Annotated in this window: 16 protein-coding genes; 7 read left to right on the forward strand and 9 right to left on the reverse strand. The window is 52.4% G+C overall.

The genetic code is table 11. From position 1 onward, the window contains the following. Positions 1-108: 108 nt before the first annotated feature. Together Q8O77_RS19455 and Q8O77_RS19460 are read left to right on the forward strand one after the other, a co-directional pair. Positions 109-1,881, forward strand: a complete 1,773-nt coding sequence (locus tag Q8O77_RS19455; protein ID WP_305557224.1) for a hypothetical protein — start codon at positions 109-111, stop codon at positions 1,879-1,881. Continuing rightward, positions 1,874-2,953, forward strand: coding sequence for an MBL fold metallo-hydrolase (locus tag Q8O77_RS19460; protein ID WP_305557227.1), 1,080 nt, complete (start codon positions 1,874-1,876; stop codon positions 2,951-2,953). The genes Q8O77_RS19455 and Q8O77_RS19460 overlap by 8 nt, the downstream gene beginning before the upstream one ends. Before the next feature lie 4 nt (positions 2,954-2,957). Here the strand turns inward: Q8O77_RS19460 and Q8O77_RS19465 are convergent, their stop codons facing one another. Continuing rightward, positions 2,958-3,236, reverse strand: a complete 279-nt coding sequence (locus tag Q8O77_RS19465; RefSeq protein WP_305557230.1) for a superinfection immunity protein — start codon at positions 3,234-3,236, stop codon at positions 2,958-2,960. Beyond that, complete coding sequence (locus tag Q8O77_RS19470) at positions 3,224-3,394, reverse strand: hypothetical protein (RefSeq protein ID WP_305557233.1); 171 nt, start codon at positions 3,392-3,394, stop codon at positions 3,224-3,226. The genes Q8O77_RS19465 and Q8O77_RS19470 overlap by 13 nt, the downstream gene beginning before the upstream one ends. 178 nt (positions 3,395-3,572) lie before the next feature. Here Q8O77_RS19470 and Q8O77_RS19475 point away from each other — a divergent pair, with 178 nt between their 5' ends. After that, the gene (locus tag Q8O77_RS19475) at positions 3,573-4,097 is read left to right on the forward strand and encodes an RNA polymerase sigma factor (protein WP_305557236.1); all 525 of its coding nucleotides are present in this window, start codon (positions 3,573-3,575) and stop codon (positions 4,095-4,097) included. Continuing rightward, complete coding sequence (locus Q8O77_RS19480; RefSeq protein WP_305557239.1) at positions 4,087-4,671, forward strand: hypothetical protein; 585 nt, start codon at positions 4,087-4,089, stop codon at positions 4,669-4,671. The genes Q8O77_RS19475 and Q8O77_RS19480 overlap by 11 nt, the downstream gene beginning before the upstream one ends. Here the strand turns inward: Q8O77_RS19480 and Q8O77_RS19485 are convergent. The 5 genes from Q8O77_RS19485 to Q8O77_RS19505 all read right to left on the reverse strand — a co-directional run bounded on the left by Q8O77_RS19485 (position 4,664) and on the right by Q8O77_RS19505 (position 10,553). Next, positions 4,664-5,767: an SLC13 family permease gene (locus Q8O77_RS19485; RefSeq protein WP_305557242.1), complete on the reverse strand. Its 1,104-nt coding sequence runs from the start codon at positions 5,765-5,767 to the stop codon at positions 4,664-4,666. The genes Q8O77_RS19480 and Q8O77_RS19485 overlap by 8 nt on opposite strands. Before the next feature lie 67 nt (positions 5,768-5,834). Further along, positions 5,835-6,785, reverse strand: a complete 951-nt coding sequence (locus Q8O77_RS19490) for a glycoside hydrolase family 16 protein (RefSeq protein WP_305557244.1) — start codon at positions 6,783-6,785, stop codon at positions 5,835-5,837. A 95-nt stretch (positions 6,786-6,880) separates the two neighbouring features. Then, on the reverse strand, positions 6,881-7,714 hold the full coding sequence (locus Q8O77_RS19495) for a kinase (RefSeq protein WP_305557246.1): 834 nt from the start codon (positions 7,712-7,714) through the stop codon (positions 6,881-6,883). Further along, on the reverse strand, positions 7,714-9,081 hold the full coding sequence (locus Q8O77_RS19500) for a sigma-54 dependent transcriptional regulator (RefSeq protein WP_305557250.1): 1,368 nt from the start codon (positions 9,079-9,081) through the stop codon (positions 7,714-7,716). Before Q8O77_RS19500 ends, Q8O77_RS19495 begins: the two co-directional genes overlap by 1 nt. Continuing rightward, on the reverse strand, positions 9,078-10,553 hold the full coding sequence (locus Q8O77_RS19505) for a HAMP domain-containing sensor histidine kinase (protein WP_305557253.1): 1,476 nt from the start codon (positions 10,551-10,553) through the stop codon (positions 9,078-9,080). Before Q8O77_RS19505 ends, Q8O77_RS19500 begins: the two co-directional genes overlap by 4 nt. A 155-nt stretch (positions 10,554-10,708) precedes the next feature. Between Q8O77_RS19505 and Q8O77_RS19510 the strand changes: the two genes are divergently transcribed. Then, positions 10,709-11,113: a DUF4168 domain-containing protein gene (locus tag Q8O77_RS19510; protein ID WP_305557256.1), complete on the forward strand. Its 405-nt coding sequence runs from the start codon at positions 10,709-10,711 to the stop codon at positions 11,111-11,113. 117 nt (positions 11,114-11,230) lie between these two features. Continuing rightward, positions 11,231-12,544: a short-chain fatty acid transporter gene (locus tag Q8O77_RS19515; RefSeq protein WP_305557259.1), complete on the forward strand. Its 1,314-nt coding sequence runs from the start codon at positions 11,231-11,233 to the stop codon at positions 12,542-12,544. Positions 12,545-12,565: 21 nt separating this feature from the next. Here Q8O77_RS19515 and Q8O77_RS19520 read toward each other — a convergent pair whose 3' ends face one another. Both Q8O77_RS19520 and Q8O77_RS19525 read right to left on the reverse strand, forming a co-directional pair. Next, the gene (locus Q8O77_RS19520) at positions 12,566-14,590 is read right to left on the reverse strand and encodes a lipopolysaccharide assembly protein LapB (protein WP_305557262.1); all 2,025 of its coding nucleotides are present in this window, start codon (positions 14,588-14,590) and stop codon (positions 12,566-12,568) included. A gap of 165 nt (positions 14,591-14,755) precedes the next feature. Then, complete coding sequence (locus Q8O77_RS19525) at positions 14,756-15,994, reverse strand: CsgG/HfaB family protein (RefSeq protein WP_305557265.1); 1,239 nt, start codon at positions 15,992-15,994, stop codon at positions 14,756-14,758. A gap of 453 nt (positions 15,995-16,447) precedes the next feature. On the opposite strand from Q8O77_RS19525, the gene Q8O77_RS19530 reads away from it, so the two are divergent. Further along, positions 16,448-18,571 (forward strand): TonB-dependent siderophore receptor, encoded by a 2,124-nt coding sequence (locus Q8O77_RS19530; RefSeq protein ID WP_305557267.1) that lies wholly within the window; start codon positions 16,448-16,450, stop codon positions 18,569-18,571. The last annotated feature ends 156 nt before the right edge of the window (positions 18,572-18,727 follow it).

An 18,727-nucleotide genomic window follows, 5' to 3' on the forward strand; every position in this document is an offset into this window, starting at 1 on the left:
AGAAAATGTAATTTAAATTTGGTTTTACGCTAAAAGTGCTTAAAATGTTGCCGATAACAAAGCGGTATTTTTTAGTACTTCCATTCAGTTCAGTTGGATAAACAAACCATGCAATATAGTGAAGTTAAGAAAATCTGTGATGAACTGCATAAAACAGGCAAACCCGTTTCATTAGATTATTTAATTTCTCAGGTGCCCGGCGCCCAGGCCAGCCTGGTGGTACATTACCAGAAATGGCGTAATGAGCAGGCAAACCGCGCACCGGTTCCCACTGAAACACCGAAAGACAGCATGTTTAGTGCCGACTTTATCGGCGCCTTCCAGCGTGAGTCTGAGCAATATGCTAAAAAACTGACCGATCAACTAAACCAGCAACTACAACAAGCGATGCAGGCTGAAGTGCTGGCCGCCGAGCACAATCGCGAACTGCAACAGCAAGCTGAGCAATTAGAGCAACGCAAAGCCGAGTTGGAAAACAGCTTGCAGCAACAACAGCAACAACTGTCCACTCAGGCAGAAAAGTACGCCGCGCTGAACGAAGAACGTGACCACGCCGTTAAACTGAGCCAAAACCAGCAGCAGGAACTGGACAGTACGAAGAAGCTGTTGGATGAGCAACAAAAAGCCTTAGCAAAAGCTGAGCAAGAGTTGCAAAGCAACCAACAAGCATTGGTTGCACTGCAAGCTGAATTAAAGACCGCCCAACAAGACGCAGAACAAGCTAAGAAAGCTGCAGAAGAGATCCAGCTGAAAGTCATTAGCCTGCAACAAGCTCAGGATGAACTGGAAGAGCAACTGCAAAACGAACAGCAGCTTAACCAGCAAAAACTGCAGCAATTGCAAACCGAGCTGGCCGCTGCTGAGCAAGAGCTGGAGCCGCTACAACAAAAGTTAAAAACGGCTGAGCAGGCAGAGCAGCAAATAAAAACGCTGCAACAATCAGAAGCTAAGGTAAAAGCTGAGCTGGAAGCCGCGCAACAAACCAGCAAGAAAGCGTTACAGGACCTGCAAACCCGCGAGCATGATGTTACCGAGCTGCAAGCGATGCTGGATGAGTTTGAAAGCAAACTGCAGCAAGCCACTAAAACTGAAACTCAGGCCATCGCGTTAACCAAGCGGTTGCAGGCACAACTGGATCAATTACAAAAATCATCCAATGATCAGGGCAGTGTAATAGCAGATCAGGCCGGGATGGCAGATCAGCACAACGCTTTGCTGGAAGAGCGCGATGCTGCATTGGCACAGCTGGCAGAGTCGCAAAAACGCACAGAAGCGTTGATGAAAGAGCGTGACACCGCCCTTGAGCAGCTTGAACAAGCTAAACAAGACGTTGTTGACGGCGCTCAGTTGCAACAAGTTCCATCTGCCGACACATCTGCTGAACTTGAGAAGTTGCAACAGCAGCTGGACGAGTATGAGAAACAAATATCTGCGCTGCAAAAAGAGCGCGAAACCGCAAAACGCGAAGCTGCAGAACAACGTGATGCCGCATTAAAAGTGCAGGAACAGCTGGACGCGATGCAAAAAGCCCAGGTTAGTGACGAGGCCGATGAGGCTGATATTCACGCTACCCTGGCACAGCTGAAATCAAATAACGCCATGCTGAAAGAGCAAAGCGCTATTACCGCGAACCATCAGGCCGAACAGCGCGAAACCATCAAGCAACTGCGTGAAGAACTGCAACAGCAGCGCGACAAGGTGCATGATATGCAACTGGAACAGGATAAGCTTGCCAAGCAAAAAAATCAATTAGAGCAACAAGTTAGCTTTGTTAAAGATAACGCTGCCGCCACCATTGAGCGCTTAACCCGTTATCGTGAACAAGCGCAGGAAAAAATCGAGAAACTGGAGAAAAAGCTCAGTAAAGCTTCAGATGCCTGACAGCTCAGGTCGGGACGCTGTATTCCCGGCGCTGCTGTTTAGCAGCGCGCTGTTACTCAGCGCTTGCAGTACGCCCAACAGCGTGCAGCAGCTTAGTGGTGTTCCGGATAACGCCGCTGATATCGTGCAAAACGGCGGTTACTTTCAGAACATCTATCGCGGTAATATTCCCTATCCTGCTCATTGTGAGCAGGATTGTTACCAGCCACACCCCTTGGTGGCGTGCCAAACCCCTGCTGAGCAATGCCGCTATACCGGTGCTCAGCACGTAGCAGAGTTAAAAAGTGGTTTTACTGTGCACTGGCTCGGCCATGCCAGCTTCCGTATCAACACACCGGATGGCCAGCAATTGCTGCTGGACCCGGTAACCGGACAATTTGACTGGCCGGTAAGCTGGGCTGCGCATTTAGTCGGCACCAAGGCGCGGCGCAGCACGCCAACGTTAAGCTCACAGCAGCTAGCGGCCACTGACGCTGTGCTGTATTCGCATTTACACTACGACCATTTCAGTACCCGCGATATCAAGCGTATTGGCACTGCGGCCCATTACTACCTGCCGTATGGTATGGCGGCCTATATGCCTGCTAACGGCTATAACGCGACTGAAATGGCCTGGTACAGTAGCGCAAAACAAGACGGGCTTACCATTCATGCTCTGCCAGCGCGACACTTTAACAGCCGCACCTTGCGTGACGAAAACCAGGCGCTCTGGGCCAGCTGGCTTATTCAGCATGGTGATACAACGTTATTTTTCGCCGGTGATACCGGCTATTCGCAGCACTTTAACGACATTCGACAAAAACATGGGGCTATAGATATTTGCTTGCTACCGATAGCCTCTTACCATGGACCGAATTACCGCGCCGTGCATATGACGCCGGAAGACGCCTTGGTGGTGGCTGACGAACTTGGCTGTAAGGTGATGATCCCCTGGGGGTATGGCAATGCCAGCTGGCAGATGGGTGATATCAGCTCGCACTCGCCACTGCTGCGTTTGCTGCATATGCAGCAGCAACTGGATAGCCAGGTGCCGCTGCTGATTTTAAATGAAGGCGATAGCGTGGCCTTATAAAGTATCAGGCTACCGGCTTTAACCGGGCTTTCGCCGCCAGTTTATCACTCAGCTTGCCGGTAACTGCCCACACCAGTAATGCCAGCCAGGCGATCCAGGAAAAGCCGGCCGGAATATTAAGCAGGGCAATTTTACCGGCATGCTGGCGGTTAAACGCCAGTGCCAGCAAGCCGGGTAAAAACCACACAGCTAAAAAGAACAAGCCAAAGCCCAGTAAAAACAGCAGATCAGCTTGTTGCCAGGCACTGCCAAACGCAGTGATAAATTGATTTACTGTATCCATGACTTAACTCCACTGGTGACTTTTTCTATTGCCGCTTCTGCTGCCATGGCAATCAGCCACATTGCGCCAAAAAAAATGCCGAATGATATCAGTTCGCTTGTCTCTACCTGCAACCAAGTCGACGTAAGCTGCGTTAAAAAGTGTTGTAGGGTTTCCATTTGCATATCCTCATTGTTATAAAGTCGTCATCAGTTAAGTCATTGATTGCTCTCAAGCTGTTACAGATTATTTTTTATTTTTTTATGTAACACTTAGTGGCAACAAACAGACTTAACTGGCAGGCGCAGTAAAAAGCGGCGTCACCCGAACCAAAACTCAACAGCAGGGCCGCATCGTTTGACAACAGGACTTAACAGCGCGCAAAGCGCTATCGATTTTGTATTGCAGCTATGGCAACAGCATCAGGGCGCCATTAGCCGCGCATTATTGGCCAACGAAGCCGATCCGGCGGCGCGGCAGGATTTAAAACAAGATATTTTTCTTGCCCTGCACCAGGCGGCAGAGCGTCTACAAGCAGCTGAATTGCCAAGGGCTTACTTGTTTCGCATCCTACATAATGTGACGGTAGACCATATTGCCCGGGCGCAGCGCCACAAGTGGCAACCGTTAGATGATGAGATACAACAAAATCTGCTGGATGCTTGCCCGTCAGAGCAGCTGGATGAGCAGCAACAAAGCCAGCAGTTAATGCAGGCGGTAAGGCGCTTATCGGCGGCGAACCGCCAGGTGATTTTGCTGGCGATGGAAGATTTAGATGCACCGGAGATCGCAGAGATTCTGCAGATTAGCCACGGTGCCGTTAGGGTGCGCTTAAACCGCGCCAAAACCGAATTGATGGAGTTAATGCAAAATGGCCGATAATTTTGATTTTTCCGCCCTGGCAAAAAGCTGGCAGCAGCAGATTACGCCTACAGAAGATGCGCCAACCAGCGCAGATTTAGCTCAGGCCAGTCAGCGCCAGCGTGAACAAAAGCTGCTGATGTATGCCGAGTGGCTGGGTGCGCTGGTAATGGCCGCTGCCGCCTGCTGGCTGGTATTGGCGATGCCGGATGCGCAGGGGTACTTAGCCGCTGCGTTTTTGGCGCTGGGTGCGCTGGGCACCTTGTATGTTAGCTGGCATATACACCGGCCAATACTGGCTTACGACAACTGGAGCAGCAGCGGGCTGCTGCAATTTCGCCACCGCGCCTGCCAGCTCAGTTTGCGTTACTATCGTTACACTCAGCTTAGCTGTGCGGCACTGCTAGTGTTTACCGCCGCATTATGGTTGCTGGATTGGTGGCAGTTGGCTGCAACATCAACCACCCTGCTGCTGTTTTACAGCCTGATTGTATCGCCGTTATGCTTATTCGGCATGTACCGGTTACAGCAAAAAATACGGCAAAAAAGCGCCGAGTTAGTGCACTTGAACAGATTGGCAGACGACTTTAGCTAAGCAGCCAGCCCAACGCTAAGCTGCCGGCAAACACCGGCAGCGACCAGTAATGAAACTCGCGCCACAACCCCGGTTGCTTCGCTAAACGCAGGGCAATTAAATTCGCCAGCGAGCCAACCGCTAAACCAAAGCCGCCAACACTGACGCCCCAGCTAAGTGCGCGCCAATCATCGGTAAAGTGCTGCAGAAAAATCGCCGCCGGCACATTGGAAATCAGCTGCGACAGCAGTGCTGAACCCAGGTAACTGCCATTTGGCATTGCAACTAACTGTGCCGCCAGCTGTTGCAACAAGGGCAATTGCGCCAGCAAGCTTAAATCGATAAACATCAGCATAAATACCAACAGTAGCAGCCAGTCAATGCCGCTCACTACACTGCGTTTGAGTAAAAAATATGCCGCCAGTAAGACAAGTGCGGCATAGGGCGCCAGCTGATATTCCATTGCGAGGATAAATAGCGGATAGCCGGCCAGCGACCAGCCAAATAAACGGCAGTTATCCGCACGGTTATTATGCGGCACCGCGATACTGAGCTTGCGGGAGCCAAAAGCCAGGGCGCTTAGTAACAAAATTAGCAGCAATAAGCTCAGCGCTAACGGCGCCATCATCAGCGTAAATTGCCAGAAGCTGTAGCCGGAGGCTTGCCACAACAACAGGTTTTGCGGGTTGCCAATCGGCGTTAAAGCCGAGCCGGCATTGACCGCCAGCGCGAGAAAAATAATCAACCGACCCACCGGCAAGCCGGTTAAACGGCCAATGCTGAGTGTGATGGGCAGTAAAATAAATAACGCCACATCGTTAGTGATCACAGCCGATAACAAGGCGGCAAACAGCAACAGCAGCAGCGCTAACAGGCGCTCAGAGTGGCAGCGCGGCAGCAACCAGGCAGCAAAGCGGGCCAGATAACCGCTATCTTCCAACGCCCGGCTGAGCAGCATTAATCCGGCCAGCGCCGTTACCGTATGCCAATCTACCAGCGCAATTATGCCAGGCACTGCTGTAGGCTGGAGCCATAGTAGCAGCGGCAGCATTAGTAATAACGCCAGTAGCAAAAAGTCTTCAGTTAAGCGGGACAACAGCAAACGAATGGCCGGCATAGTGGTTCACCAAAGAAGGCAGTGAACGCACTCTAACCTGCCGGCAAAAAACGTCAAGCGTAACGAATTACAAACCACAGTAAGCCGCTAAGCCCTTGTCGGCAACAGCATCAACTGCGTGCAATGCGCCGGCACGTAGCGCAGCAACTTTGGCTTCAACTTCAGCAGTGTTAAGCAGCTTGTCTTCGACATGCAGCACCCAGTCAATATCCTGCTGGTACTGTCTTGCTTCCGGTGAGTCAATCGGGCCAATCGAGCCATCAGCGCCTTTGGGCATAAACCACAGATTAAAATTCATCGACATTGGCACTTCCGGCGCTACGGCTGCGCTGTGATCGCCGACTAAGTTACCGTCAACATAGTAACGCACCGCATCAGCGGTAACATTCATCACCAGCGTATGCCAGCCGGCATAATCACCCGGTACCCGGCTGTATTCGTTAACCTTGGTCCAGGGCTCCAGCTGAAAGGTTTCCCAAGTGGTGGTCCACATCGCGCTGTCGCTGTTTTCACCCCAGCCGCCGTTGGGCAGGTACTCAAAATCCACTTCGCTATAGTCCGGATCCAGTGGGGCGGGCAGCGGGCTTATGGCATAAAAGGTCTGGATCACTTCATCGCCATCCGGGCCATAAGTGGGTTCGTTGCGAAAAAACACCCGCGCAGCATAGGTGCCATATAGGTATTTACGCGCATGGCAAATTTGCGTATGCCGGGTGCCGGCACCGCTACCATCGGTGATTGAGCTCATGCGGGCAATACCGAACTGAGCACCGTCTGGCGCATCGTGAGTACTAATGCCTTCTGCCGACCAGGCAGCGCCGGCAATGCCGGGATGACCGGTTTCCGTGCGCGCAGTCCAGCCGTTGGCAAATAAGGCCTCAGCATCGGCATAGTTAAAGTCGTCAAACATTAAGCCGGCCTGCTCAGGTGCCGCTGCAGTTTGGCTTGAACTTGTAACCGTAGCAGCGGGCTCGCAGCCGGCCAGCAGCAGTAACATCGCAAGTGATGAATAGCGCATAGTATTTCCCCGTTTATTGTTTGAAAAACAGCCTAACGGCAAAATGACAACGCTGTCAATTGCTATTTTGATACCTTAACCGGAAGTGGGGTGAATTACTTGCCGCTGATTGACGCAAAGTTATGTTGTTGATCCAACGTGATAATGCAATCCGCCCGCTGCGGTAATTGCTGCCAGCTGGCTTGCGTGAGGCGCTGAAACGGCAACATAAAGCGGGCCAGTTCAGTATCGCTCATGCCTGCACCGCGCTGTTGCCACAACTGTTGCTCTTGTTTGGCGCGCCAGCGGCAGACACAATCCCAGTTGGGTGCTTGCAACCAAATTAGCGGTTTAAGTAAGCGCCAATACTCTGCATAAGACCCGGCTAGTTGCGTATTAATATAATGACGCCAGCGGCCGTCACTATCTTCGCCGGCTTCCAATGTGTTTACCGGTGTGGTCAGTTCAGCTGCGGTTTGTGGCGTAACGCCCAGGCACCAGCCTTCCGCTATCAACACATCCAGCTGTTGTGCCGGCAAAGCTGCAACCGGCTCGTCCGACGCTTTATCAAACTGCGGTAACGCCACCGGCTGGCCGGCCAGCACCGCTTTGGCATCACTAATAGCCTGCTCAATGTTATGGGTTCCCGGCACACCACGCTGCGTCAATAGCGGATGAATATCCAGCGCCAATTGTTGGCGTTGCGCTTGACTCAAATAGTAATCATCTAATGATACTGCGGCCGCACCTAAGCCCTCTGCCCGGCTCACGGCTGCCAGCAGGTTAGCCAATGTGCTTTTGCCGCTACCCTGAGCACCGCTAATACCAACAACCAGCGGACGGGGCAGGCTTTGCAGCGTGCTGAACAACTGCTGCAGCAATTGCCGATACGCTTGCTCTGCTGCCGCGTTAAGCTGCAGCGGCTGTAACAGCAGGTTGGGTTGGTTCATTAGTGCTCTGCCTGTTGTTCTTCCAACCAACGATACAGTGTACGCCTGGTAATACCGAGTATTTCTGCCGCCTGCTGCTTATTGCCGTTAGTGTGTTGCAATACCTGGCGCATATAGTTGTGTTGTACCTGCTGCAGGCTTGGCCAGCTGGTGTCGCTGGCATGTTGCTGCACGTCCGCTGCGCCCTGATAGCTGATAATGCGTTCCGGTAAATCTTCCGCTGCTATTTCGTGGCTGGCGGCGAAAGTATAGGCCCGCTCCAGCGCATTTTGCAGCTCACGCACATTACCCGGAAACGGATAACGGTACAGGCAATCCAATGCATCGCTGCTGATACTGTGCACATTCGCCGGCTGTTTTTGCTTTAACTGCGCCAGAAAATGCTGTGCCAGCAGCTCCAGGTCGTCGGCACGTTCCCGCAGGGGCGGTATCTGCAAGGTAAAGGTTTCCAGCCGGAAGAATAAATCGGCACGGAATTGGCTGGTTTCCACCAGCTGCTCTAAGTTTTGGTGGGTGGCAGCGATAATACGCACATCTACCGCCACTTCGTCATCGCCCCCTACCGGTCGGATCCGGCCTTCCTGTATTACGCGCAACAATTTAGCCTGCAATAGCAACGGCATTTCGGCTATTTCGTCCAGCAGCAGGGTGCCGCCATCGGCTTGTTTAAACAAGCCGGCGCGGCTGCCTCTGGCGCCGGTGTAAGCCCCGGCGGCATGACCGAAGAATTCACTTTCCATCAATTCGGCCGGAATACCGGCGCAATTTACCGCAATAAAGGGTCTGGTTGCGCGCTCACTTTGCTGGTGTAGTGCCCGCGCTACCAGCTCTTTACCGCTGCCGCTTTCGCCCAGAATTAACACGGCGCCCTGTGCTTTGGCGATGCGTTCTGTTTGCTGATATAAGCGCCGCATGGCCCGGCTTTGGCCTATCATGCCACCTGGCCCGCGTGCTGTTGTTTGCCGGTACTGCTGCACCTCTTGCTGCAGCGCTTTGTGTGCCAATAAACGCTCTACACTGAGCAATAAGTGTTCTAAATCCAGCGGCTTGGTTAAAAAGTCATCCGCGCCCTGCTTTAACGCCGCCACGGCCTGGCGTACGGTACCAAAGGCGGTGATCAGCAATAACGCCGGTGTTTTAGGTTGCTGACGCAAGCGCTGCAGCAGCGCCATACCGTCAATGCCCGGCAGGCGGATGTCACTTACCACTAAATCCGGCGCTAAATCGTCTAACTGTGCCAGTAAAGCTTCGGCGCTGTCGCAAGCCGCTACCTGATAACCATGGCTGGTCAGCTCTTCCTGTAATAACTCCAGCAGCGCCGGGTCATCTTCTACTACGGCTATACGGTACGGTGAGGCAGATTTCATCTTTTCGCCTCCAGCGGCAAGGTTATCCGTACACAACAGCCGCCCTGTGGCCGGTTCGATAATAACAGCTTACCCTGGTGCTCCAGCACAATTTGCTGCACTATTGCCAGCCCCAGCCCGGTGCCACGGCCCTGGGCTTTAGTTGACACAAAAGGCGATAACAGCTGCTCAGTACTAAATTGTACCGGCAAGCCGGCACCATCATCCAGCACACTGATGGTCAGCTCACCGACGCTTACCGCAACCTGCACGGTGACATTGCTGCTTGCCGCCTGTACTGCATTGCGCAGCAAATTCACTAACGCCAGCTCCAGCCGCGCAGCGTCACCGTATAAGGTAACTGCAGGGCAGGGTTGCAGCAGATGCGGCTGCGGGTCTTCGGCTTGTAGTTCAAAGCTCAGGCTGTGTATAGCTTGTTGCAACAGCTCTGCCACAGACAGCGGCTGGCGCTGGGCTACCGGGGTGTAAGCAAATGCCTGTAACTGCCGCACCAGGGTGCTTAAGCGCGATACCTGGTTACGTACCGCCTGCAGCTGGCGCTCTGTGTCTGCATCGTTGTGCGTGCGCAGTACGCGCTGCACGCGGCCATCTATTACCGTTAACGGCGCTCCCAGCTCGTGCGCCACACCACTTACCAGCTGGCCTATTACCGCCATTTTTTCCTGCTCTTTTAATTGCTGTGTCAGTTGTTGCTGTTGTAATTGCTGCTGCCGCAGCTGTTGTTCAGTTTGTTGCATGGCGTCGAGCATGGTATTTAAACCGCGGCTTACCTCTTGCAGCTCGGCCGGGCCGGACAACACAGCCCGGTGTTGCAGTTCGCCCTGCGCCACGCGGCGCATGCTACCCAGCAACTGCCATAAATAACGGCCAATAGCTTTATTGTGGCCAAAACGGATGATAACAAAGCTCAGCAGAGCCAGCGCCCCCCAACTGAACCAGGCTATACGCGACAACCGTGTCAGCGATTGCTCGAAATCACTGGCGCGACGGGTAATTTGCAGTAAGCCATGAATACGGCCACTGCGATCTGTAACCGGTAAAAATTGCGAATACAGCTGCCAGCCGGCCACCACGCGGTACGACTCCTGCTGCTTACCGGTGCGCACCGCTTCAGATACCGCCAATGAGCGGGTGAGGTCAGTCTCTGCCAACCCGGTTGATGCCACCAGCCGGCCGCTGGTGTCGTATACGGCTGCACCGTATATTTCGTTAATAGCAAATACCGATTCTAAATTCGCCAATATGGCATTACCATCACCGCTCAGCAGGGCGTCACTGACCGGGGTGCGAATAGCCCGACCTATCAGCGCCAGATCGCTGCGCAAACTTTGGCTGACCAATTCATGGGTAAAGCTAAGGCCAAAGCGTATAGCCAGCCCGGATAGCAGCAACATGGGCAACACCACATAACAAAATAAGCTGCGCTGTAAACTGCTTTGCGGCCAACGCCAGAAACCGGATAATTTTGTCACAACACCTCCTTTACTGTGTCATAAGTATACACAAAATCACGCCGCTATCCTCACCGCTAACCACGGTTAAAATATAAGTTAATAAAAACAACCAGTTAAAAACTGGCATGCAACTGGCAATAGCTACTGTGAATTGTTATCAAAGGAGAATTATTATGCGTAAAACATACTTAGCCGCTATTCTGGCCAGCCTTACCTTGTCTGGTGCTGCCGTAGCACAGCAAACCGCTGCTCAGCCTCAGGCGCAAACTCAGGCTGCAGCTCCAGCGCAACAACAAACCACGGTAGAGCTTACCGATGCCAACCTGCTGAAATTCAGCGTGGCAATGGATTCGATCCAACAGGTAGGCACCAAATATGAAAGTAAATTTAAAGCGGCTGAAACCCCGGAGCAGGCACAGCAAGTGCAACAGGAAGCACAGGGTGAAATGGTAAAAGCAGTGCAATCAGCCGGTTTAACCGCAGAGCAATACAATGCGATAGCGCAACAAGCGCAGCAAGACGAAGCCCTGCGCAACAAAATTCTGGCGATGGCAAAAACCCCTGCTGATAAGGGCTAAGCCTCTCAGACCCCGTGGGTAAACCTGCCAGCCTGGCCGGAGCTGATCCGACTGGCTGGCAACCTTGCACTTTTCACGTTAGGCTAAGCATAACCGTCGCTAATACAGTGAGTTGTTATGCTAAACGCCGCTGCCAAACCCCTCGTTAAACTGGTTGAACGCTACCTGCCCGATCCCTACATCTTTGTATTATTACTCAGCATAGTGGTGTTTGCCGCTGCAGTACTGTTTGAGCAGCACAGCCCGCTGGCCGTGATAGGCTATTGGGGTGATGGCTTTTGGGGCTTACTCAGTTTTTCCATGCAGATGCTGCTGGTGCTGATTACCGGCTTTATGCTGGCCAATACGCCATTGATCACTGCCATATTAAACCGCCTTGCCGCACTGGCAAAAACGGCCGGCCACGCCATTATTCTGGTTACGGTGATCTCACTCATCGCCAGTTGGTTGAACTGGGGTTTTGGCTTAGTAGTCGGCGCGTTATTTGCTAAAGCCTTAGCACGGCGCATTAAGGTCGATTACCGCCTGCTGGTGGCCAGCGCCTATTCCGGTTTTGTAGTGTGGCATGGTGGCCTGGCGGGCTCAGTGCCGCTAACTATTGCTACACCCAACCATTTCAGCGAGGCCCAAATCGGCATTATTCCCACCAGCGAAACCATTTTTGCCGGCTTCAACCTGTTGTTAGTCGCGCTGCTGTTTATTGCCGTACCGCTGGTGAATTATCTGATGTTACCGGCAAAAGGCGACAGCGTGTATGTTGACCCGGCCAAACTGCAGCCTGCTCAGCCGTTAGACACCGGCAGTGCGCGGCCGGCCGACAAGCTGGAGAACAGCCTGGTGCTGGCCTTGTTGGTCGGCTTTGCCGGTATTGGCTATTTAGTGCAGTACTTTGTTAAAGGCGGCAGCTTAAACCTGAATATCGTTAACTTCTTGTTTTTATTTCTCGCCATAGTGCTGCATGGCACGCCCAGGCGTTTATTGCACAGCCTGCAGCAGGCGATACAGGGCGGCGCCGGCATTGTGATCCAGTTTCCGTTTTATGCCGGCATTATGGCCATTATGGTGCAATCCGGCCTGGCGCAGAGTATGTCGCAGTGGTTTATCAGCTTTGCCAGTGCCGAAAGCTTAGCTTTTTGGAGCTTTATCAGCGCCGGTATTGTGAATATTTTTGTGCCCTCCGGTGGCGGTCAGTGGGCAGTGCAGGCACCGGTAATGCTACCGGCGGCATTGGAGCTGGGGGCTGACGTTAGCCGTATTGCCATGGCCGTGGCCTGGGGCGACGCCTGGACCAATCTTATACAACCGTTTTGGGCCTTGCCGGTACTGGCTATCGCCGGTTTAAAAGCCAAAGACATTATGGGCTTTTGCCTGCTACAGCTGATTGTTACCGGGGTAATTATCAGCCTGGTGCTGAGCTTTGCCTTTACCTGAGTGTTGCCCGGAATACAAACGCTAGCCGGCGGATTTTGCCGCGTTAAGATAAGCATTTAACGGGGCAAAATCAGGCGAGGCAACAAAGCCAGGGCAATTGCCGGCGAGGCGCTGTTTTAGCTGCGTGGCCTTGTCCATATCGCCCAGGTACATCCATACCAGCGCCATAATATGCAGGGAAGCAGGCTCTGCCGCAGCATCCAGTGCCAGAGCCTCTTCGCGTAGCGATAAATTCAATTGCGCAGAAACCAGCTCTGGCTGCAACAGGGCTAAATCCAGATAAATTGCCACCCGGATCGCACGTTGCAAATGGTTGGCTTCGCCTTTAGCAATAGCATGCTCAATAAAATGCAGTGACTTTTGATAAGCGGCCACCGCCTTATCAACTGCACCTGTATGACGATATGAATTGGCCAGGTTCATCCAGATATTGTATTGCTGATCCGAGCCTTGTTGCTCCAGTGCCTGTAAGCGCAGTTCAAATATGGCTATCGCTTGCTGATACTCCTGCAGGTAATAATGCACTGTAGCTACATTGGCCAGTACGACATCCTGGCCGGGCTGATAATTCAGTGCTGCCAGGTAATGCTGTTTCGCGGCGATCAGATCGCCTTTGCAAAATTGCAGCGTGCCCAGGTTGTTATAGGTTTGAAACTCCGGCCGCAACTCAGCAGCTCTGGCAGACCAGGCAATCGCCTCATCAACGTTGCCGCCGAAATAGTGTGCTCTGCCCAGGGTGTAAGGTAATTTCCAGTTATCCGGCTCGGTAGCAAAGGCTTCGCTCAACAGATTAACAGCTTGCTGAATGTAGCTGCTATCGCCGGCTTTTCTGAACTGCAGCAGTTGCACTTCGGCCAGCACAAATTTAGCGGTAACATTGTCGCTGTCACGACGAAGTATTTGCTGCAGCAGTTGCGCGGCCTGCTCTGCATCACCTTGTTTGCGTGCCAAATTTGCCTGCGCTTGCAACACGCTGATCGCATCTGCATTCAGCGTAGCTGCGGTACTGCATGCCTGCCGGGCTTCATGTAGTTTATCCGGGTTACCACTGAGGATACTTTCCTGAACTAAAGCAGAGCATAACGCTGCATGGGCGTCGGTGTAACCGGCATCCAGTCTGATAATGGCAGACAGCTCACTAACCAGACGCAGTAAATTTTGCTCAGTACGATCTGCTTCCAGATAGGCCAGGCTGTCGGTATAACGCAATACTAAATCCCAGTCCGGGTTTTGCACCAACGTAAAGCTCTGCTGCGCCTGCGCAATCGCAGTAGAAAAATAGCTTTGCAACAGCTCTGCCGACGAAGAGACGGCCACAGTACCGGCCCAAATTTGCTGCATACCATGGCGCTGATAAACGAATAATCTGATGGCTAGCTGCCGGCCAAATTGCCGGCTTTCACCGGTAAATACCATATCGGCTTGTTTGTCGGCCAACAATTGCAGTGGGTTAGCGCTGGCAAAGCGGGCGGCACTGCCGGGCAGACTGCTGCTATAGCCGGCTAAAGCTTGCTCCAGTAAGGGTGTTAGCTGTTGGCTGTGCTCTCCCTGAAACGGCAGCACAGTGATCACTTTGCGTGCTAATTTTAGGGCCGGTGCCGGCGGTGAAGCCGGTTCGGCAACTTGAATGCGGCTTGCAGACTGATACCAAAACCCCGCAACCAGCAGTAACACCACAGTAAGTAGCAGAATAAACCGGCCGGGATGTTTGGTATAGCCGCTGACAGCGGGGGCTTGTTCTGCCGTTGCTATTTGCTCAGTTGGCGCCGTGTCGTCAGAGCTTAAATACAGCGTCCAGGCTTCTGTGTTCAGCGCTTTCGCTACCCGCTCCAGGCTAAGTAAATCTACCTGTTCGCCACTGCAGACACGGTTAACTAAAGAGCGCGGCGGTTTATCCAGGCCTTCGAGTTGTTGGATGCGTTTGGCCAGTTCAGCCTGCGATTTTATCCCGGCCGAGAGCTGCGCCGCCCGTAATTTGGCCGGTGATGCCTGCACTCCGCGCGCACGTTTAGAATGACCGTTGTTTTTGTCTGCAACCGGTTCCATCAACAAATCCTCTTGAGAGACGGAAAGCTGTCTATGCATACAACGAGAGACAATCAGGTTAGCAGAGTAACGTAATAATAGTGATTTGTTCAAAAATTTTTATCGGCGCGTAATAAAACACAACGTTGCGCAGCACAACGTTGTGTTACATAGCAGAAGTGGCAGTTATTCGCCCAGTAAACTCGCTTTGGTTACCAGCTGAATAGTACTCAACATAGCGGTTATGTCATTGCCCAAAACCGTATTTTTCAGCGCCGCCTGGCGGTGGCGCTCAAATAACGAATTATGCTGCTCTATACGTTTGCCCAGCGTGGCCCAGGCTTTTTGCCTGGCTGGCAGCGGCCAGGACTCCAGCTCAATACGGTGTGACTCCAACTGGCCGCTGAACATATTCATCGCCATGACTAAACTACTGCGATGTTTATCGTCCAGCGTCACGGCGGTAGCCAGCCCCGATACCCAGGTAGAAGCATTTTTCAGTTGATCGTAATATTTATCCAATGCCTGCTCATCGTACTGAGTAACTTCAAAATTATACTGTTTGCGATCAGACACCGTGACCGACGATACCGTTTGTTGTACTACCACCGGCCGGGTGGTTGCTGGCGAGGGCACAGTGTAGTTGGCTGTAGCCTGCGGCGTGGCATCGGCCGCACCGCCAACTGTCAATTTGCCGCCTTTACCTGGGCCACCGTCTACCTGCTGGGCTTTATAATTGCGTAAAGCTTTAACCATTTGATTATAAGAGTCGGCAAAAGCAGCAGTAATGACTTTGCCCTCCGGCGTATTGGAAAAGCCACTGGCTCCACCGGCCATACCGCCGCCAAATAAACCTCCGAGAATACTGAAATCGTAATTACCGGCATTACCCACAGCAGCCGATACCTGCACACCCGAGCGGTTGTCAATTAGCAGCAAAGTGGTAGCGGCTTCATTTTTGCTAACGCCACCACCAACTAAGCTACCAAAAGACCCCAGCAAGGCGCCACCTAAAGCCCGCACACCTTGGGTGCCTTTGGCGGCAAACTGAATTTCCGGGCTTAGCGTGTAATCAGCAGCTACCATCTGGCCGCCACCAACGTTGCTGTGCTGGCGCAACTGACCGGATTGCATCAGTTCGCGTTCGCGGTTCATTGCGTTCATGGCCTGGCCGCGTTCCACCACCACAAAACAGTTAGATTGCTGGATCATCAAGCGGATTACCGGCAAGGTACTGCCTAAAGTGGGATAACGGCCGCGATATTCGTGCCACCAGGGTAAGCTGGTATCTTCAAACACCGACAAGGTACCCAGCGCCGCATCGCAGTTTTCCAGCGCGCTGTTAGCCCCGGCGCTGTTTGCCCCTCCGGCACCGCCGGTCACCACATTGCCTTTAGAATTACCCATTTGCGGGCTGGTCGACATGCAAGCTGTCAGTAACAATGCAGTAGCTGATACACAACTCTGTTTTAGTCTGTTGTATGCATTTGTATTGCAGTGGTTGTTCCGGCTCATATTTTACACTCCGCTTTAAGGTTCCTTTTAAACAACCAATACCGACAACCACTCAGGCAGCATCAGTTGCAACACTGTTAACAGTGCTAAGCAGTATGGCAAACAACAAACACAGAAAAACGGCATAGCAGCCTTAACTGATACAAGTAAATGTTAACTGCGGCTAACTGAGGCTAAACGAAACTTTACCCTCAGGTGAGTAGCATTGTTCACCGGCAAAGCTGGCCAACATCATTTTCCGCCGGCAGTAAAACTAACGATGTGCAACCGGTGTCCACCGCAAGCTAAACTTAACACTATTGATAATGGTTATCATTAATGTATGATCATCGGAACTTTTTGGAGGTGGTCATGCAGTATTCAATGAAAAAACTAAAACTGGCGCTGGCAGTGCAGCTGGCGTGTTTACCGGCCGCCGCTATTGCGGCTGATACGCAGAAAAATGACGAAAAAGCAGTGGAAACCATTACCGTACGCGGCCAATACACGGTAAATGAAACCATTGATACTGCTACAGGCTTGGGCTTAACCCTGCTGGAAACGCCGCAGTCTGTTAGTGTGATGACGGCCCAACGCATTAAAGACTTAGACATCAGCTCTATTGCAGATGCAGTAATCCAAACGCCGGGATTATCATCCAAATCCTTTGACAGCACGCGTAATACGTTCAGCGCCCGTGGTTTTGATATTGATAAATTTCAGCTCGACGGCGTGCCTATGGCCTGGAGCCTGGCCGGTGACTCCGGCGAAACCATTACCGATGTCGCCATTTACGAGCGCATAGAAGTAGTACGTGGCGCTACCGGTCTGTTAACCGGCGTCGGTGAGCCGTCAGCATCAATTAACTTAGTACGCAAGCATGCTAATGCCCGTGAGCTGACCGGCAGCGTCAACGGCGGTATTGGCAGTTGGAATAAGCGCTTTGTCACTACTGATGTGACCACGCCGCTGACAGCCGATGGCAATGTGCGCGCCCGTATTGTGGCGAAAAAAGAGCTCAGCGACAGCTTCCGTGATTTGGCGCAAGAAGATAAAACCGTATTGTACGGCGTGCTGGATGCCGATTTGAGCAACAGCATGACATTAAGCCTCGGCAGCAGCTATCAGGATAATGACCCAACCGCCTCGACCTGGGGTGCACTGCCACCGCTGTTTGCTGACGATACGCCAACCGATTGGGACAGAGGTACCACCACAGCCGCAGATTGGACGCGCTGGGATTCGACCAGCAAAAACCACTTTATCAGTTTAACCCAGCAGTTTAATAACGGCTGGCAACTGAAAGTTAACCTGAACCATAATAAAAACACCGCCGACACCCGGCTGTTGTATATCTATGGTGCGGCGGACAAAGACAGCGGTGAAGGCCTGATCGCCTGGCCGTACAACAGTGAAGGCTTCAGTAAACAAACCAGCGTCGATATTCAGTTACAGGGCAGTTACAGCTTGTTGGGCCGTGAGCATGAGTTTGTTGTTGGCGCCCTGGACAGCAGACAGCAATCTGAAGTGCAAACCTATGCCGCCCTGGTATGGCCTGATAGCGGTAACTTTTATCAGTGGGACGGAAGCGTGGCTGAGCCGGGTTGGGCCACAACGGCGGAACAGGCGGTTGATCTGGATACCGATCAGCTTGGCATCTATGCAGCAACGCGCTTTGCCATCACTGAACAACTTAAGCTGATTGCTGGTGGCCGCTACACTGAGTGGCAACGTGCCGGCATAAACTACGGTGCAGCACTGGATTTTGGCGACGATAAGTTTGTGCCCTATGTTGGCCTGACCTATCAGGTGGCCGACAACCATATGTTGTACGCCAGCCATACTGAAATTTTTACACCGCAAAATGCTTATGACCGTAACGGCAATTTCCTCGATGCCATCGTCGGCAGTAATCAGGAAATCGGCGTGAAGAGCAGCTTCCTCGATGGCGCACTGCAAACTGCTGTTGCCGTGTTCCGCATCGAGCAAGATAATCTGGCGCAGGCAGACAGTGACTACAATGATCCGGCGAATAACTTTTTCCCGTCGTTTGCCGCCAGAGGTTCAGAAAGTAAAGGCTTTGAGCTGGAAGTAATCGGCCGCGTTAACGAAAGCTGGAATATCAGTGCCGGCTATTCGCAGTTTACTGCTGAAGATCGCGATGGCGCAGATATTAATGTAAACCACCCGCGCAAGAAGCTGAACCTGTTTTCCACCTATGAGTTTAGCGACATGCTGGCGGGCCTGACGGTTGGCGGTGGTTTAAGCTGGGAGAGCGAGTCGTACAGTGATGTAATGGCGCTACCGGTAACTGGTTTGCCATACCAGGTTGAACAAGACAGCTTTGTGCTGGCCAGCCTGATGGCACGTTATGAGATCAACCAGCAGTTTTCGCTACAGTTGAACGTACACAACCTGCTGGATGAAACCTACTATAGCGGCTTAACCCAGCAGTATAACTACGGTGCACCACGTAACTTCAGCCTGGGCGCGACCTGGTCATTCTAAATTAGCCTCTGATAAAAATGGCCGCGCTTGCGGCCTTTTTTATTAGAAAACAAATAGCGGTTATAGCAAAACGCATGGCGCTGATGGCCCTGTAACGGCGTTTAGCAAGCACAACAGTACAAATGATAATTAGTATCAATCACAATAGCGGTTGAT

It is taken from the genome of Rheinheimera sp. (genome assembly GCF_030690345.1).
GTDB lineage: Bacteria > Pseudomonadota > Gammaproteobacteria > Enterobacterales > Alteromonadaceae > Alishewanella.